Annotated in this window: 13 protein-coding genes, 1 tRNA gene, 1 pseudogene and 1 riboswitch; of the genes and pseudogenes, 6 read left to right on the forward strand and 9 right to left on the reverse strand. The window is 67.7% G+C overall.

What is annotated here, in order from left to right:
* The first annotated feature begins 91 nt into the window (after nucleotides 1–91).
* Together H590_RS0109305 and murJ are read left to right on the forward strand one after the other, a co-directional pair.
* Nucleotides 92–1,366 (forward strand): aspartate kinase, encoded by a 1,275-nt coding sequence (locus tag H590_RS0109305; RefSeq protein WP_028703338.1) that lies wholly within the window; start codon nucleotides 92–94, stop codon nucleotides 1,364–1,366.
* A gap of 98 nt (nucleotides 1,367–1,464) precedes the next feature.
* On the forward strand, nucleotides 1,465–3,726 hold the full coding sequence (gene murJ / locus H590_RS15915; protein WP_331855828.1) for a murein biosynthesis integral membrane protein MurJ: 2,262 nt from the start codon (nucleotides 1,465–1,467) through the stop codon (nucleotides 3,724–3,726).
* A gap of 343 nt (nucleotides 3,727–4,069) precedes the next feature.
* Here murJ and H590_RS0109315 read toward each other — a convergent pair whose 3' ends face one another.
* The 3 genes from H590_RS0109315 to H590_RS0109325 all read right to left on the reverse strand — a co-directional run bounded on the left by H590_RS0109315 (nucleotide 4,070) and on the right by H590_RS0109325 (nucleotide 8,155).
* Nucleotides 4,070–5,692, reverse strand: a complete 1,623-nt coding sequence (locus tag H590_RS0109315) for a polysaccharide deacetylase family protein (protein WP_051238409.1) — start codon at nucleotides 5,690–5,692, stop codon at nucleotides 4,070–4,072.
* A gap of 30 nt (nucleotides 5,693–5,722) precedes the next feature.
* Nucleotides 5,723–6,745, reverse strand: coding sequence for a TerC family protein (locus H590_RS15920; RefSeq protein WP_036981835.1), 1,023 nt, complete (start codon nucleotides 6,743–6,745; stop codon nucleotides 5,723–5,725).
* A gap of 132 nt (nucleotides 6,746–6,877) precedes the next feature.
* Complete coding sequence (locus tag H590_RS0109325; RefSeq protein ID WP_232020998.1) at nucleotides 6,878–8,155, reverse strand: MFS transporter; 1,278 nt, start codon at nucleotides 8,153–8,155, stop codon at nucleotides 6,878–6,880.
* Nucleotides 8,156–8,238: 83 nt separating this feature from the next.
* On the opposite strand from H590_RS0109325, the gene H590_RS15925 reads away from it, so the two are divergent.
* Nucleotides 8,239–9,117 (forward strand): LysR family transcriptional regulator, encoded by an 879-nt coding sequence (locus tag H590_RS15925; RefSeq protein WP_051238411.1) that lies wholly within the window; start codon nucleotides 8,239–8,241, stop codon nucleotides 9,115–9,117.
* A gap of 171 nt (nucleotides 9,118–9,288) precedes the next feature.
* On the opposite strand, the gene H590_RS0109335 is transcribed toward H590_RS15925, so the two are convergent.
* From H590_RS0109335 to eno, 4 genes and pseudogenes are all read right to left on the reverse strand, one after another.
* The gene (locus H590_RS0109335; RefSeq protein ID WP_028703341.1) at nucleotides 9,289–9,780 is read right to left on the reverse strand and encodes a universal stress protein; all 492 of its coding nucleotides are present in this window, start codon (nucleotides 9,778–9,780) and stop codon (nucleotides 9,289–9,291) included.
* Nucleotides 9,781–9,887: 107 nt separating this feature from the next.
* Nucleotides 9,888–11,129, reverse strand: a pseudogene (locus tag H590_RS0109340) (SLC13 family permease); the annotation flags it as partial.
* 29 nt (nucleotides 11,130–11,158) lie between these two features.
* On the reverse strand, nucleotides 11,159–11,992 hold the full coding sequence (locus H590_RS0109345) for an IS5 family transposase (RefSeq protein ID WP_028703343.1): 834 nt from the start codon (nucleotides 11,990–11,992) through the stop codon (nucleotides 11,159–11,161).
* A gap of 234 nt (nucleotides 11,993–12,226) precedes the next feature.
* Nucleotides 12,227–13,495: a phosphopyruvate hydratase gene (gene eno / locus H590_RS0109350; RefSeq protein WP_028703344.1), complete on the reverse strand. Its 1,269-nt coding sequence runs from the start codon at nucleotides 13,493–13,495 to the stop codon at nucleotides 12,227–12,229.
* A gap of 44 nt (nucleotides 13,496–13,539) precedes the next feature.
* A riboswitch (Fluoride riboswitch) is annotated at nucleotides 13,540–13,611 on the reverse strand.
* A 654-nt stretch (nucleotides 13,612–14,265) separates the two neighbouring features.
* Between eno and H590_RS0109355 the strand changes: the two genes are divergently transcribed.
* From H590_RS0109355 to H590_RS0109365, 3 genes are read left to right on the forward strand one after another with little or no spacing between them, the layout of a single operon-like run.
* Complete coding sequence (locus H590_RS0109355) at nucleotides 14,266–14,826, forward strand: universal stress protein (RefSeq protein ID WP_028703345.1); 561 nt, start codon at nucleotides 14,266–14,268, stop codon at nucleotides 14,824–14,826.
* Nucleotides 14,823–15,395: a fluoride efflux transporter FluC gene (locus H590_RS15930; protein WP_084149423.1), complete on the forward strand. Its 573-nt coding sequence runs from the start codon at nucleotides 14,823–14,825 to the stop codon at nucleotides 15,393–15,395. Before H590_RS0109355 ends, H590_RS15930 begins: the two co-directional genes overlap by 4 nt.
* Nucleotides 15,392–15,751, forward strand: coding sequence for a fluoride efflux transporter FluC (locus tag H590_RS0109365; protein WP_028703346.1), 360 nt, complete (start codon nucleotides 15,392–15,394; stop codon nucleotides 15,749–15,751). The genes H590_RS15930 and H590_RS0109365 overlap by 4 nt, the downstream gene beginning before the upstream one ends.
* A gap of 52 nt (nucleotides 15,752–15,803) precedes the next feature.
* On the opposite strand, the gene H590_RS0109370 is transcribed toward H590_RS0109365, so the two are convergent.
* Nucleotides 15,804–16,664 (reverse strand): aldo/keto reductase, encoded by an 861-nt coding sequence (locus H590_RS0109370; RefSeq protein ID WP_028703347.1) that lies wholly within the window; start codon nucleotides 16,662–16,664, stop codon nucleotides 15,804–15,806.
* Nucleotides 16,665–16,824: 160 nt separating this feature from the next.
* A tRNA-Leu gene (locus H590_RS0109375) sits at nucleotides 16,825–16,907 on the reverse strand.
* Nucleotides 16,908–17,106 lie beyond the last annotated feature (199 nt).

Raw genomic sequence — 17,106 nt, forward strand, 5'->3', positions numbered from 1 at the left:
GGCGGGTACATTCTGCTTCGACCAGTGGCCGGTGCACCGAGCACCGCAGGACGCCGGATAGACTGCGGTGTCCGCACCAATGGGAGGATTGATGACGCGCGTCGTCCAGAAGTTTGGCGGGTCCTCGGTGGCCGACGCCGAGTCGATCAAACGTGTTGCCCGCCGGATCGCCGCGACCAGACGGGCCGGCAACGAGGTGGTCATCGTCATCTCGGCGATGGGCGACTCGACAGATGACCTGATGGACCTGGCCCTCAAGGTCTCCCCCCAGCCGGCCCCTCGCGAGCTCGACATGCTCCTCACCACCGGTGAGCGCCAGTCGGCGGCCCTGCTGGCGATGGCGCTGTCGGATCTCGGCGTGCCGGCCCGCAGCTACACCGGCTCCCAGGCCGGGGTCATCACGACCGCAGCGCACGGCAATGCGCGCATCATCGACATCACCCCGGGCCGGGTGGAGAAGTCGCTGAGCGCCGGCAACGTCGTCATCGTGTGCGGCTTCCAGGGGGTCTCCCAGACCACCAAGGACGTCACCACCCTGGGACGCGGCGCCTCCGACACCACCGCGGTCGCCCTGGCGAGCGCCCTCAACGCCCAGTACTGCGAGATCTACTCCGACGTCGACGGGGTGTTCACCGCCGATCCGCGGATCGTCCCCGAGGCGCGACGGATCCCGGAGATCAGTTACGAGGAGATGCTGGAGATGGCCGCCTGCGGCGCCAAGATCCTGCACCTGCGCTGCGTCGAGTACGCCCGCCGCGAGGACGTCCCGGTGCACGTCCGCTCCTCCTTCTCCGACAATCCGGGCACCTGGGTCAAGGACCTCGCCGACATCAAGAAGGGACCAGCCATGGAAGAGGCCATCATCTCCGGGGTCGCCCACGACCGCTCGGAGGCGAAGATCACCATCGCCGGGATTCCCGACGCCATCGGCCGTGCGGCGCAGATCTTCGGGATCATCGCCGACGCCGGCATCAACATCGACATGATCGTCCAGAACGCCTCCCGGGTGATGGACGGCCGGACCGACCTGTCCTTCACCCTGCCGATGTCCGACGGCCGCACCGCCGTCGAGGCGCTGCGGGCGGCGAGGAACTCCCTCGGCTACGAGCAGCTGCTCTACGACGACCAGGTCGGCAAGGTCTCGGTGATCGGTGTCGGGATGCGCTCCCACCCCGGCGTCACCAGCACCTTCTTCCGCGCCCTGGCCGATGCTGGGATCAACCTCCAGATGATCTCGACCTCCGAGATCCGGATCTCGGTGGTCGTCGCCGCCGAGGAGGTCGACGAGGCGGTCCGGGTGGCCCACACCGCCTTCGGTCTGGACTCCGAGGGAGAGGCCGTCGTCTACGCAGGGACGGGACGCTGAGCGCCCGACGCGGGTCGAACGGCGAGCCGCCCGATCCGACCTCCCGCGCGCCTCGACGCTCCGGTAGGAGCCGACAGGAGGGACGGGAGGACGACGCCGTGGAGGACTCGCTCCCCGGCGGTCCGACCGGATCCACCGGCTCCCGCAGAGGCTCTGCCGGGGGATCCATCGGCGGCTCCTTCGGCAGACCCGCCGCGGGGACCGAAGCCGACGTCTACGACCTGCTGAGAGTCCCGGAGAAGAGGCCGGCACCGGCCCCCACCTTCGACGTCTACGACTCGATCGACCCCGACGCCACGATGCTCGGGGCCAATATCGCCTCGCGGATCCAGGAGCTGGAGAGGCTCGAGCTGGACCGCCGCATCGACCAGCAGGCCAGACGCCGCGCCTCCGGCCGGGAGGGGACCGCGGGTCCCGGATCCGCGTCCTCTGGCACTGACGCCTCCCACACCGGCACCTCCCACACCGGGACTGGCCGTACGGGTACTGACCTGGCCGGTGGGTGGGGGACGGGTGCCGGCCCGGACGACGTCCGGGACCTCAGCGGGTCCGACCTCACCGGACCGGCGACCCCCGGAGCCCCCGCCCCGGCGGAGTCCCCCGAGGAGCGACCGGCAGCCGCCCACCGCTCCTCCGGGCTGCCGTCCGAGCTGCCCGACCTGGAACCCGGCCAGACCCCTCCGATCACCACCCCCGGGCCCGGCCTGGAGGTCGCCGAGGCGGAGGCCGACCGAGCCCGGGCCAGCCTGGCCGAGGCCGAGGCCAAGGAGTCGGCGTCCCTGAGACGGGCCAGCGCCGTGATGGCCGCCGGCACCCTCGTCTCGCGGATCCTCGGGCTGGTCCGCAGCTCCCTGCTCACCACCGCGATGCTCGGGACGTCGCTGGCCCTGGACACCTTCCAGGCGGCCAACACGCTGCCCAATGTCATCTTCAACCTGCTGTCGGCCGGCGTCCTCAACGCGATCCTCATCCCGCAGATCGTCAAGGCGATGAAGCGCAGCGACGGCGGCCGGGAGTTCGTCGACCGGCTGCTGACGGTCTCCTTCGTCGCGGTGATCGCGGTGACCCTGCTCGCCACCGTCGGGTCGCCGTGGCTGCTGGACCTGTACTTCTCGGGCTCGGCCCCGGCGCGCGAACTCACCACCTTCTTCGGGTTCATCTGCATGCCGCAGATCCTGTTCTACGGCCTCTACGCGATCCTGGGCCAGGTCCTCAACGCCCGGGGGCAGTACGCCGCCTTCATGTGGAGTCCGGTGCTGGCCAACATCATCCAGATCAGCGGTCTGGTGTGGTTCCTGGTGCAGTTCGGCGCCCACGGCGACCCGGCGAGCTGGACCCCGCAGATGATCTGGGTGGTGGCCGGCACCGCCACTCTGGGCATCGCCGTCCAGGGGCTGTTCCTCATCATCCCGCTGTGGCGCGGCGGGTTCCGCTGGCGTCCCCGGTGGGGGATCCGCGGCTACGGCCTGGGGGCGGCCGCCCGGCTCACGGTGTGGACCTTCTCGGCCCTGCTCATCGCCCAGCTGGTCGGGATCGCCACCAAGAAGATGCTGTCCTACGTGCGGGTGCATCACCCCGAGGTCTCCTCGATCAGCGCCTACGACAACGCCTTCCTCATCTTCATGCTGCCCCACGGGCTCATCACGGTGTCGATTCTCACCGCCCTGTTCCCGAGGATGAGTGCGGCCAATGCCGACGGCGACACCGCCGGCATGCGCTCCCTGGTGCGCCGGGGACTCACCGCCCCCGCAGTCGTCGTCGTCCCATGCTCGATCGCCATGGCGGTGCTCGCGGCTCCCGGCGTCCAGACCATCTGGTCCCTCCAGCCCGACCAGGTGATGCCGCTGGCCGGGGCGGTGGCCATCATGGGGATCGGCCTGCTGCCCTTCGGGATCTCCACCCTCCAGCAGCGCTACTGCTTCGCCCGCGAGGACGGCCGGCAGAACCTTGTGATGCAGTCCATCCTGTCCGGCTCCCAGCTGATCCTGGCCAGCCTCGTGCTGGTCCTGCCGGCCTCCTCGGCGCTGTGGACGGTGGCCGCGGCGCAGACCATCAGCAACACGATCGTCTCCATCGTGTGGATCCTGCGGGCCTCCCGCGAGGTGAGCGGGCTGGGGATGCGCAGCGTCTCGACGCTGTGGCTGCGGCTGCTGGCAGCCTCCGTGATCTCCGGCGTGCCGACCGCCGCGGTGGTCTGGGCGGCGGGAATGCTCGGTCAGGGACGCCTGTTCAGCCTGCTCACCCTGGCCGCCGGCGGGATCGTCTTCGTCGGGGTGTTCGTGGTGGTCGCCCGGCTGATGAGGATCGGCGAGATCTCCGAGCTGATCGACCCGGTGGTGCGCAGGATCCGCAGGCGGTGACCATTGCGGTCCGCGGGCGACCATCTCCGGGATCCCGCAGACGGTGGTCCTCGCGGTCCGCGGACGATGATCCGCAGGATTCCGCAGACAGCGACCCTCGGGATCCAGCACGAGACCGCCGGGATCTTTGGAGAAGTGCTCCGCAGCTCGTGGAGAGGCGGGGGAAAGTAGTGCGGGAGGCCTCGGCGCGAAGCTCGAGACCTCCCGCGGTCCACCACAGCCGGGGGAGGGCGCGGTGGACCCCATCACGGGATCTGGGGGAGTTCCCGTGGTACCACACAGACTATGCGGCCCCAACCGCGGGGTCAACCCATGTCAACCCGGCGCTGACACCGTGTCGGAATCAGCCCTTGCAGAGGTAGCCGTCCTGCACCAGGGAAGTGCCGCGGCAGTAGGAGTGGGCCGTCTTGAACCCGCCGGTGTTGAGGGTCAGCTCCGAGACCGTCACCAGGGTGTAGCCCTGCTTGGTGAGGGTGTTCACGATCGTCGGGACGGCGGCCACCGTGAAGTCGTGGATGTCGTGCATCAGGATGATCGGCTCGGTGTAGATCGGCACATCCTTGAACACCTTCTGCTCGGTCGCCGAGGTGCTCTTGGTCTTCCAGTCCTCGGTGTCGACACTCCAGTTGACGATCGCCATGTTGAGGGATCCCGCGACGGCGTCGACGTCGGCATTGTGGTCGCCGTAGGGAGGCCTCAGCAGCAGCGGGGCACGGCCGATGAGCTTCTTGATCCGAGCGTTGTTGCCGCTGAGCTCACGCGTGACGGCGCCGGAGCTCAGCGTCGACAGGTCGGGGTGGGTGACGGTGTGGTTGCCGATCTCGAACCCGGAGCCGGCCACCAGCTTGGTGAACTTCGGATAGGTGTCGACGGAGTTGCCCATCTGGAAGAAGGTGGCCCCGCCCTTGACCTTGTTGAGGTCGGCGACGACCTTGTCCGTCTCGGCTCCCGGGCCGTCGTCGAAGGTCAGTGCGACGGCCTTGTGGACGATGCAGTCGATGCCGATGGCGGTGGTCGGGTGCGGGATCTTCTTCGGGGCCGGTGAAGCGGATGCCGATCCCGAGGGGGATGCCGAGGCCGAGGAGCCGGCCTGGTCCGAGCCCGCGGTCGAGTCTCCCGGCAGCGGGTGAAGATTGGGGGAGTCAGCCGGCTTGGGGCGGTCCTTCGGCGGCTTGTACCAGACGACCGTGGTGGACGGCGTCCCCGAGAAGACGCTGGGATGGTGCGAGGCGCCCTCCGCCTTGCTGCCGTAGTCCGACAGCACGGGGGAGACGGCGCTCTTGTCGAGGACCACCTGGACCAGATCGGCGCCGACCGTGCCCGGGGGGAAGGAGACGACGAATCCGCCATTGTCCGCGAAGCCCATCGCCGGGCCGGTGCCGTAGGGGGCGGCGGTGTCCTGGAGGGACTTCAGGGCCTTGGCCCTGTCGAGCCCCTGGGCGGCGGCGCGGTCACCGACGGCCTTGGCGAAGGCGTCCCAGCCGGGCCAGGAGATGAGCACCGAGGGGGAGAAGGTCTGCGACATCGTCGCGTCGTACCACAGCGCGGTCGGGGTGGTGGTGGTCTTCCCGTTGACGGTGACCGCGGCGCGCAGCTCGATGCCGATGACGTCAGTGGAGGAACCCATGTAGGAACTGGTGATGGTGACCGCCGAGGCGTTGTTCCAGCCCGCCTGGCGCAGGGTCCGCTCCCGGACCACCTCGATGGCCTGACTGAGGTTGCGCGCCAGGGGGATCTGAGGAACCGAGGCGCTCACGGTGCGCGGCTCGCTCACCGTGAGCACGGTGGGCGTCGAGCCCTTCACCAGGGACTCGCTCGCCGAGGTCAACTTGGCGGCCGCGGCGGCCTTGGAGGCGCTGCTGTTGGCGGCGGACAGGCCGTCGGAGTCAGCGCCACTGCACGCCGCCACCGAGAGTGTCGCGATCGCACCAGCCGCGGTGCCACAGAAATTGCGTCGGGAAACCATCACGACCCTCAGATTACGTTCTTTCACAACTCATTTCGAGTGAGGCGCGACGGAGTTGACAGCAGTCTCCTTCTGCTCGGTCTCTGAGCTGCGCTTCGCCCGACGGCTGGCCAGCAGGGATGTGATCACCGTCACGGTGAGGACGCCGAGGATCACCAGCAGGGAGACGTTCGTGGTGATCTGCGGGACGTGGAGCGGGTGGCCGCCGTTGATGAAGGGCAGCTTGTTCTCGTGGAGGGCGTGCAGGATGAGCTTGACCCCGATGAAGCCCAGGATCACGGCGAGTCCGTAGGACAGGTGGACCAGCCTGTCGAGCAGCCCGTCGAGCAGGAAGTAGAGCTGCCGCAGCCCCAGCAGGGAGAAGGCGGTGGCGGTGAAGACGATGTAGGCGTTCTGGGTGAGCCCGAAGATGGCGGGGATCGAGTCGACCGCGAACAGGACGTCGGTGCCGGCGATGGCGACCATCACGAGCATCATCGGGGTCATCGCACGGCGTCCCTGATGGATGGTGGTCATCCGGTCGCCGTCGTAGTGGTCGGTGGTGTGGATGAACCGCCGGGCGAACCGGACCATGACATTGTCGCCGGCCTCGGTCTCGCCGTCACCGTGACCGCGCAGCATGCTCGCGGCGGTGACCATCAGGATGGCGCCGAAGAGGTAGAAGACCCAGGAGAAGGAGTTCACCAGCGCGGCGCCGGCCAGGATCAGCCCGGTCCGGGCGATCAAGGAGAACACCACCCCGAACATCAGCACCTTCTGCTGGTTGGCGGAGGGCACCGCGAAGCTGGTCATGATGACCAGGAAGAGGAAGAGGTTGTCGACGCTGAGGGCCTTCTCGGTGACGTAGCCGGCGAAGTACTCCTTGCCCAGTTCGGGCCCGGCCACGAACCACACTCCGACGCCGAAGGCCAGGGCCACCCCCACGAAGATCCCCGACCAGATCGCCGCCTCCTTGAGGCTGGGCGTGTGCGCCTTGCGGACGTGCGTCATGAAGTCGATGACGAGCAGGGCGATCAGTCCGGCGACTGTCAGGGTCCAGACGAGGGGGCTCATGGGGCTCCTAGAAGGGCAGATCGAGGGTGTCTCCGGTGAGTCCCAGGGGATCTGGGCCCACAACTACGAGATGGGACGCGCCACCCTGGCGATCGGTTCCGTGTGGTCGTGGAGGTCAGAGTGGCGTCGCGCTCAGGCCGTGGCGAGGCGTCGTGCCGAACGGGCGACGATGCCGGCGAGAGCGCAACCCACCAGGACCAGCCCGAGCAGCCACATCATGAGCGCTGTCCACCCTGCGGCGTGGAAGACGTGCCCCGACAGGTAGCCGAGGATGGAGGATCCCAGGTAGTAGCAGGTGAGGTACATCCCGGAGGCCTCGCCGCGGCTGGTCGGTGCCAGTGCACCGACCCACCCGGAGGCGACCGCGTGCACCGTGAAGAAGCCGTAGGTGAAGGCCGCCACTCCCGGAAGCATCATCCACAGACTTCCGGATGCGGCCACCGGCAGGCCGACCACGCACAGCACGGTGCCCACCAGGATCGCCACGCCGCGACCGCGCTGGGCCGCCATCCGCCCGCCCCGCGCCGAGGCGAGGGTGCCGAAGAGGTAGAGCAGGAAGACCAGGCCGGCCAGCGATGGCGGCATCCCGAAGCGGCCGGTGAGTCGGTAGCCGAGGAAGTTGTAGAGGGAGACGAAGACTCCCATGAAGATGAACCCGACGCCGAACAGTCCGGCCAGCCGGGGGTCGCGCCACTGGCGCACCATGGTGGCGATCTCCGAGCGCAGGTGGAGGGCCTTGGGCCTGAAGCGGCGTTCCTTCGGAAGGATGACGGCCAGCACGATGCTGAAGGTCAGAGCCAGCGCCATGTCGACGTTCAGGGCGGTGCGCCATCCCGCGAACTGGAGTACTCCCGAGGGCAGCAGTCGCCCGATGAGACCGCCGACCGAGTTGCCGGCGACATAGAGTCCCATCGCCCTGGGCAGGTCCTTGGGGTGGATCTCCTGGGCCAACCAGGCCATCGCGGTCGCGGGGACACCCGACAGCAGCAGCCCCTGGAGGCCGCGGCCGGCCACCAGCCATCCGAGACTGGGGGCGAAGGCCAGCAGCTGGCCGACGATCGTGGCGGCCAGGGCGGAGAAGACGATGACCCGACCGCGGCCCAGTCGTTCCGAGAGGATCGATGCCGGCAGGATCGCCAGGGCCAGGATGCCGGTGGTGGCGGAGACGGTGAGTGCGGACTGGGCCGGGGAGGCGTGCAGGTCGGTGGAGAGCTCGGGCATCAGGGCCTGGGTGCAGTACATCGCGTTGAAGGAGGCCAGGCCGGCGAAGAGCAGGGCCAGCGAGGCTCGGTGGTAGGAGGGCTGGCCGTGGCGCAGCCCCTCGACGAGTGGCTGGTCGCCGGTGCGGGGGACTCCTGACAGGGAATCCTCCGATGAACGGCGAGAGGGGACAGCGGCCGGGAACGTCACCCATCTACTGTCGGTCCGCACCTGCACGAATGGAAATGCATTTGAACGCCGCTTCTGATGCATATGGCGGATAAGCTGACGATGTGCTGTCCGACGACCTGTCCTGGTTCCTGGAGCTCGCCGAGACCGAGCACGTGGGGGATGCCGCAGCTGTGCTGGGAGTTCCGCAGTCGACCCTGTCACGGCGTCTTGGCCGCCTGGAGCACCGGATCGGGACGACCCTGTTCGACCGTCACGGCCGCTCGCTGGCCCTCAACTCGCGCGGTCAGGTGCTGAGGCGGCGGATCCGGGCGGCTGTCACCCAGCTGGACCTTGGGGAGTCCGAGGTGCGTCGGCTGCTGGACCCCGAGACCGGGCTGGTGCGCTTCGACTTCATGCACTCCCTGGGCACCTGGCTGGCGCCCCTCGTGATCCACCGGTTCGTGCGGGACCACCCGCGCGCCGAGATCCGGCTCCATCAGGGGATCGGCACTGAACTGCTCGAGAGGGTGATCGCCGACGAGTCCGATGTCGCGCTGTGCTCCCCGCAACCGACCGGGGAGGGGCTGGCTTGGCGGGAGGTGCTGCGCCAGCCGCTGGCCCTGTGCGTCCCCGTCGATCACCCGCTGGCCGGCCGTACCGCGGTCCGGCTCTCGGAGGCCGCCGGGGAGAGATTCATCTCGACCCCGACCGGTCTGAACTCCCGGGATCTGCTGGAGAGAGTGGCCCGGGACGAGGGACTGGACATTCCGGTGACCTACGAGTCCGATGAGCTGTCGACCATCGTGGGTCTGGTGGTGGCCGGGGTCGGGGTGGCGCTGTTGCCGTCGGGGGATCCGCACCTCCAGTTGGCGGGGACGGTCTTCGTGCCGCTGCTCACCGAGCGGACCAGGGAGGTCGGATTGGTCTGGCGGGCCGACCAGGATGTCCGTTCCACCCCCGGACTCCTGCTGGCCACCGCCCGCCATGCTCTGGCCGGTTGACGCCTCGGCTGCGGCGTTGCTGGGACCTCGGTTGTGGCGCTGTTTCCGGGGAGGTGGAGGTTTCACTCGCGGAACGGGCCCTGGGGTGCTGGGAGCGACGGGGTGGCCACTTCCGCGAGTGAAGTGTTCACTCCAGGCAGCATTGCGCGAGCCGTTCAGCCCAGGGGTCACCTACTGGGGAGGCGGTGGGATCGTGGAGATCCCTGGTGTCTGCGAGGACCAGATGAGTTCAACGGTGCACGGCGCGTGGTCCAGGACGAATCGGGCGGCCCGTCCCAGGCTCCGCGGGCCCAGCCGGGTACGGTCCCCGTCGCGAGCCATCACGAGCCAGTCGGCATCCTCCACTGCGCGGGTGATCGCCCGTTCGGCAACTCCGGTGACGATCATCGTGCCGGACTCAATGGTGTCGCCGTCAGGTCCCGTCCTCAGCCGGGCGCTCGCCCTGGTCAGCAGATCCTCCGCCTGCTGGCGAGCCATTCGCGCGAAGTCGCGTGGAGGGCGGCGGCGTCCCCTCCCCATCAGTGCTCTCTCGACGCCCGGCGGCACAACCTCCGAGTCGTCGGCGGCAGCCAGCAGGGTGATCTGGTCGGCACGGTGATGATCGCGCAGGGCATCGATGACGGCGGGCCAGGTGCCGGGGCCGATCCAGGCGGTAACTCTCATCGTCAGCTCGCTCCCATGAGTGTGGCTGCGGCCCACAATGCCACAGTGCATCCCACCAGGCAGGCGGGCACGGTGATGAGGCCGAGCCGGGTGAACTCGGCAGTCTCGGCCCGGTGATCGTGGGCGATGACGATGCGGCGCCACAGCAGTGTGGCGAGGGAACCCACGTAGGTGAGGTTCGGACCGACATTGACGCCGATGAGGACGGCGAGCACCGCGGTCGGACCCGATCCGGAGACCAGCGGGAGCATCACCAGGACGGCCGGCAGGTTGTTGACGAGGTTGGCCAGCAGGGCAGCGAGCAGACAGATGATGAGCAGGCTCACCAGACCGTCCCCGCTGGGGATCACGGTGCGCATCTCGGCGGCCACACCGTGATCGACGACGGTGGCCACGATGATGCTCAGGCTCATCACGAACAACAGGAACCAGGGGTTGGCGGCCCACCCGAGTTCTTTGACCTCCGCGAGTCTCTCCCCGGGTTTCGGCGAGTTCTTCACCAGCCTCTTTCCGGCGATGATCAGGACTCCCACCAGGGCTGCCCAGAAGGGCTCGGCGCCGAGAGTCGACAGCACCACGAAGCCGGTCAGGGTGAGCGCGAGAACGACGAGGGAGAACACCGGAACCGCAGTCTCCCGGTCCTGAGTGTCCTGCTCGCGAGGACCGCTGTCGGGGCGATCGTCCTCCTCCTGGTCGTGTGCATCCTGCTCATCGAGCCCGGCGCTGACTGACAGGTCGGTGGCGAAGTAACGGCGGTGTGCGATGTACTCGATGAGTATTGCCACCAGCCAGGGGCCCACCATCAGTGCGGCGAACCGGGGGAAGGTCAGTCCCGCCGCTGAGAGAGCCAGCAGATTCGTGAGGTTCGAGACGGGGAGCAGCAGAGAGGCAGAGTTGGCCAGATGGGCGGTGCCGTAGACGTAGGGCCTCGGCCGCGCTCCGACCCGCGAGGCGGTGGTGAAGATCACCGGGGTGAGCAGCACGATGGTGGCGTCCAGGCTGAGCAGAGCAGTGGTCACAGATGCGGTCACGAAGACCAGCGCCAGCAGCTTGACCGGGCTGCCCTGGGCTCCCTTGGCCATCATCCGTCCGGCGAGGTCGAACATCTCCTCGCGCTGACACAGGTGGGACAGCATCAGGACACCGGCCAGAAAGAGGATGGTGGGCAGCATGTGACTGACCTGGGACCAGGCCTCCGTCCAGCTGATGGCCCCCAACAGGCAGAGCAGGAGTGCACCCGGGACAGCCGGCACTGCCTCAGGGAGATCCTTCGGGCGTACGACCGCGAACACCAGAACGATCGCGAGGATGACCGCCGCGGTGGCCTCAGCGGGCCAGGAGTTCAGCACCCCGACACCTTAGAGGTTCCGCCGGTAGGTCATGGTTTGCGGGTGGGTCGGGTGTTCCAGCGGTGGGTGGTCCAGGCTCGGTGGATGAGCTGGCGGACGATGATGACCGAGTTCGCCAGGCGCATGAACGCATCAATGACGCGGATGCGTTTCTCGGTGCAGATCTGGAGTTTGCGGAAGCCTCTGGTGTGCCAGGAGTTCGTGCGTTCCACCATCCAGCGTTTCCCGGCTTGGAGGGGCTCGCCCTTCTTGCTGATGACATAGTCGCACCCCAGGGTGTTCAAGAGGTCGCGGGTCTTCTTCGAGTCGTAACCGGCGTCGAGGTGGACAGTGATCCGTTGGGGCAGGTCAAACCCGAAGCGGGCCAACTGCTGGAGTGTTTCTTCCAGGAGTGGTGAGTCAGGCCGGTTGGCCCCTGCGATGACGAACCCGATGGGCAGGCCTTGGCCTTCGATCATCAGGGAGCGTTTCGTGCCCTGTTTGCCCCGATCAACGGGGCTCCGTCCTGCGGCTTCACCCCCGCACGGTGCTTTCACGATGCACCCGTCCACGGTGAGGTCCTCCAGTTGGAGGCCGAGCATCTTGTCTGCCGCCTTCAGGCACAGGTCCTCGAGGTCTTGGAAGATTCCGGCCTGAATCCACTCATCTCTGCGCCGCCGGATCGTGGTGGCTGAACAGGTCTCATCCGCGATCCCCTCATAGGGGATGCCCCACTTGAGGACCTGGATGAGCTTGTCGAAGACGATGCGCGCATCCACCCGGGGGCGGTGGCATCCCAGGGGGTGAGTGTCCACCACGGGTGGAATCAGGGAGTGCAACTGGTCCCAGATGGGTTCGATGATGGAAGATGGAAGAGCGGGCATGAGGAACCCCCTGGCAGCACTGATTTCTTGGTCGAAACCGTGTGTAGCAGGCCTCATGCCCGCACCCCCACAACGACACGCTCCCCACCTATCGGCGGAACCTCTTATGCGCAGTTGGACTGGATCACCCATGACGAGACGGTGAGAAGCTCGCTCGTGGAGGTGATTGACCGGGCGTTCGCATGTCGCCCCTACCCACCCCCGAGGAGCGAACCTCTCACCTTCACCAGCTGGTCAGTACCCCAGACCGTAGGGAAGTTCGGGATGCTCGGCGGAGATCTCCATCAGCCTGTTGTACTTCGCCACTCGCTCACCGCGCGCCGGGGCGCCTGCCTTGAGGTGACCACAGCCGGTCGCCACCGCCAAATCGGCGATAAAGGTGTCCGGGGTCTCGCCGGAACGGTGCGACATGAACTGCCGGTAGTTCGCCGCCGCGCAGGTACGCTGGGCATCCAGGGTTTCCGAGACGCTACCGATCTGGTTGAGTTTAATGAGTGAAGCGTTGGCCACGCCCTTCTGAATACCCCGAGAGATGATCGCTGGATTGGTGCAGAAGATGTCGTCACCGACCAACTCAATCCGGTCGCCAAGCCGTTGGGTGAGGCGCTGCCAACCATCCCAGTCATTCTCGGCCAAGCCGTCCTCCAGAAGCCATATGGGGTAGTCGTCGACCATCTTTTCGTAGCGCGCGATCATCTGGTCAGAACTGAAACGCTTCTCCGCGACGAGATAGTAGCCCTCGCTGGTCCGGAACTCCGAGGAAGCGGGGTCCATCGCAATCGCAACCCCCTCGCGCCTAGGTGTGTATCCAGCCGCCTCGATTGCTGTTACGAGAGCATCCAGCACCTCCTCGGGCTGGGTGATGTCGGGCGCGAAGCCGCCTTCGTCTCCAAGACCGACCGGGTGTCCCGCGGCGGCCAGTTGCTTCTTGAGCACCGCATAGATCTCCGAACCTGCTTGCACCGCCTTGGCGATGGTCGGCATTCCAACGGGGCAGATCATGAACTCCTGGAAGTCCAGCCGATTGGCGGCGTGCACTCCTCCGTTGAGGACGTTGAAGCAAGGAACCGGGAGACGTGGGATCTGGGACCCGATCGTCGGCAGGACTTCAAAGAGCTCCTTGCCCTGGGATACGGCTAGGGCTCTGGTGAAGGCCATCGAGACGCCGAGGATGGCGTTCGCGCCGAGCTCTGCCTTGTTCTCGGTGCCATCCAGGTCGATGAGCGTCCGGTCAAGCTCCCCTATGGTCCCGAAGGACTTGCCGATGACTGCATTCGCAATGGGACCGGTGATATTCCGAACCGCCTTGAGGACGCCCATTCCGGAGAAGCGGGTCTGGTCGCCGTCACGCAGTTCGACGGCTTCGCGGGTACCGGTGGAAGCTCCCGACGGAACCTGCGCCTCGGCGCGGGTGCGGCCGTCCAAGGTCAGCTTCACCTTGAGCGTTGGGCGACTACGAGAATCGAGAATCTCTAGAGCGTTGAGACTAGTGATGGTGGGCACTGCTACTCCTCAAGCAAATGTGCACGCGGTTCCCACACGTGCAGTGACGTGCAGGGACCATCAGCCATTTGGCGGTTCGGGAGAGCTCCCGGGCGGGTTCCATCGCCCTGCTGCCAACAGTAGCAGTGGCGACAGGGATATCCCCGCTGGGAGGCACAACGGACAGTGGCCTGCGGCGGGCCCCAAGCGCCGCATCCGCGCACCCGATGCATCGGAGGGACGGGGGCGAATCGGCCGCGGATGTGGAGGTTTCGCTCGCGGAACGGGTGGTGTGGTCATGAGGGGCTCCGTCGGTGGAACTCTCACTCGCGGAACGGGTCTTGGGGGCGCTGGGAGCGACGGAGAGGCCACTTCCGTGAGTGAAATGCTCACCTGGGGGTTCGGCACCCAGCACTTTGGCTGCATCTGACGGTGGCGACGCGCGCTGGCGCCGGCGCAAACCCCGGGGACATCGCGGGGAGGGCGCTGCATCTGTCTCCGGGGAGCCCGCTGAGGGCCCTGCACCTGTCACCAAGGGGCCCACGGAGACGCGATTCCGCGGTCTCACCCCTCGGCGGTCCCCGGTGCAACCCGTCTAAGGTGTTGCCGGGGTCATCTCGAGGCGGGTCAACCGCCGCACGACCCCGAGGGCGATGGACCCCACCCGTGACCGAGCGACGAGATGTCGGCCACGAACCGCCATGTGCTGATGGGCCCTGTCTCATGGGAGGACTGTGTCCGCGCAGTCTTCAGGAGGCGGGCGCCCGGCCCGCCGGATGGTGAGGTGGCAGATGGCAGACTCAGACATCGGCCCGGTGCCGCAGCCCGGCCTGGACAGAATGGTCGACTTCAGATCGGGGCCCGTCCTGGCCGCAGTGGTCCCCGACCAGAACCCGCTCGTCGTGGTGACTGCAGCGCGATTGGTCGCCGCGGTAGGCCAGTCGGTCGTTCAGTTGGCCTATGTCGACACCAGCCGGTACACCGTCGAGGAGTTGCCCGACGGATCGGTGCACCACGCCCCGCTGAGCCCCGACGCCGATGTCGAGGACTGGCACAGGGTGCGCGCCGAACTCGAGACCCAGATCGGCGAGGTGCTGGCTGGGTCCGGGACCTCCTGGAAGCTGTGGTACCTGGCGGGCCGACCCGACCGGTCCCTCACCCATCTGGCGCGAGTCCTGGACGCCTCCGTGATCGTCATCGGAACCCGCCACTCCCGGGGCGGACACCGTTTCGGCGAACTCCTGGAGGGGTCGGTGGCCGGCCATCTGGCCCACCACCAGCACCGGCCGGTGCTCACCGTGCCGGTCGAGACGATCGACTGGAAGGATTGGCGCACACCGTGGAGGCGATGACATCGGGAGCACCCGACACGCCGGACGACGGGGACGATCGCCCGGACCGCCGGGAAGAGACCACGGCGGGCATCAGGCACCGACCTCCGACCGGCGCCGGGGGAGCGGGTCAACTGCAACGGCGTGTCACCCCCACCTGGGCGCTGGCCGTGCTGGTCGGGGCGGGCGGCTGCCTCGGGACACTCCTGCGGGCGGTGCTGGAGAGCGCCGCGGCCGCCCCGCACGGCGACCTCCCGGTGACCACCCTGGCCATCAACCTGGTCGGCTCGGTGGTGCTGGGTGCACTGCTCGAGGGGCTGGCGCGCACCGGGGACGACGTCGGAGCCCGCAAGGCGGTGAGGCTGGGGGTGGGCACCGGAGTGATCGGCGGGTTCACCACCTACTCGACCTTCGCGGTGGAGGCCGACCGGTTGATCGGCGGCGGTTCGCCGCTGCTCGGTCTGGGCTATGCGGTCGGGTCGGTGGTCGCCGGGGTGCTGTGCGCCATCGGGGGGATCGTGCTGGCGCGCTGGTTCGTGTCCCGGTCGGCCGGTCGGCGTGACCGCGCCAGGACGGGGGAGAGCCGATGATCTGGTTGTTCGTCTCTCTGGCCGGTGGGCTGGGATCTGCCGCCCGGTTCATCGTCGACTCGTGGGTCGCCCGTCACAACCGTTTCAACACGCCGCTGGGCACCATCGTCATCAATGTGACCGCCTGCTTCATCCTCGGCCTGGCCACCGGGATGGGGATCGACCACACCATGACGCGGTCCTGGACGTCGGTGATCGGCACCGGGTTCTGCGGCGGCTACTCGACCTTCAGCACCGCCTCGGTGGAGGGGGCGCGGCTCATCCTGGTGGGCCGACCGTGGGTCGGGCTGGTGCATGCCGGCGGGATGCTGGTGCTCTGCCTGCTGGCGGCGGGACTGGGGATGACGCTGGGCTGAGGCCGCAGTCGAGCGGCGCTCAGCCCAGCGTCTCGAACTGGCTGGACGACACTCAGCCCAGGACCGCCAGCTCCTCCTCGGTGAGCTCCAGGTCGGTGGCCCTGAGGGAGTCCAGGATGGTCGCGCTGCGGTGCGATCCGGGAATCGGGATGACGTGCGGTCCCTTCGTCAGCTCCCAGGCCAGAATCACCTGGGCGCGGCTGACGGAGCGGGCATCGGCGATCTTCTGGAAGGGTTCGAAGAGCGCCTGGTCGAGGGCCGCCCGGTACCCGCCCAGCGGGCTCCACGCCACGAATGCCAGGCCGAGCTCCCCGGTGACCTCGATCTCGGGCTCCGAGCTGCGGAAGCCGGGGGAGAACTGGTTCTGCACCGCGACCAGCCGGTCCCCGAGGATCCGGTGGGCCAGACGAATCTGGTCGGGATTGGCGTTGGAGATGCCGACCACCGAGGCCACCTCCTCGTCGATGAGGTCGGCCAGCGCGCCGATCACCTTCTCGTAGGGGACGTCGGGGCTGGGACGGTGGGAGTACAGCAGATCGATGGTGTCGACCCCCAGCGCGCGGGCCGACTCGTGGGCGCGCTCCTTGAGATGGTCGGGATCGTCATCGATCCCCCAGGTGGGCCTGCCGTCGGTGAAGTTGCGGAAGTGACCGACCTTGGTCGCGATGGTGACCCGCGACTGGTCCCCCGACCAGGTGCGCAGCGCCTCGGCGGCCAGCTCCTCGCCGTACTGCGGGGTGTCGCCGGAGGGATAGTAGGCCCAGGCGGTGTCGATGTGGGTGACGCCGGCGTCCAGGACGTCGTGAATCACGGAGATCGCGGTCGCCCGGTCGGGGCGTCCCTCGATCGCCAGCGGCATGTTGCCGTAGGAGATGGCGCTGGCCTGGTAGGGGCCGAGCTTGCGGTACTTCATCGGATCCTCCCGAGTGCGAGGTGAGAAGGGGAAAGCGTCAATCCCGACCCTATCCACGAGTGGTCGTCCGACGGCTGCCGACCCGGGTCCCCAACGTTGCCAGAAACGGCGAATGGCTCGTGACCAGATCTTCATCCGGTCACGAGCCATTCGCATCGTGTGCGCGAGAGAGGAGTTGAACCTCCACGTCCCAAGGGACACTGGCACCTGAAGCCAGCGCGTCTGCCATTCCGCCACTCGCGCATGGACCCGCCGTGCGAACCCAACCCGGAAAACATAGCACGGCTTCGGCAGATGAGGAAAATTGCAGGTCGCGGTGGAGGACCCGGCGACCCCAGCGCACGAACGGTGATCACAGCGCACGAATGGCGGTGACAACGGCGATCGGAGGTGACAACGGCGGCGACAGCGCACGAACCGCGGTGACAACGGCGGTTGCGTA

The sequence above is a fragment of the Acidipropionibacterium jensenii DSM 20535 genome, assembly GCF_000425285.1.
GTDB classification, from domain to species: domain Bacteria; phylum Actinomycetota; class Actinomycetes; order Propionibacteriales; family Propionibacteriaceae; genus Acidipropionibacterium; species Acidipropionibacterium jensenii.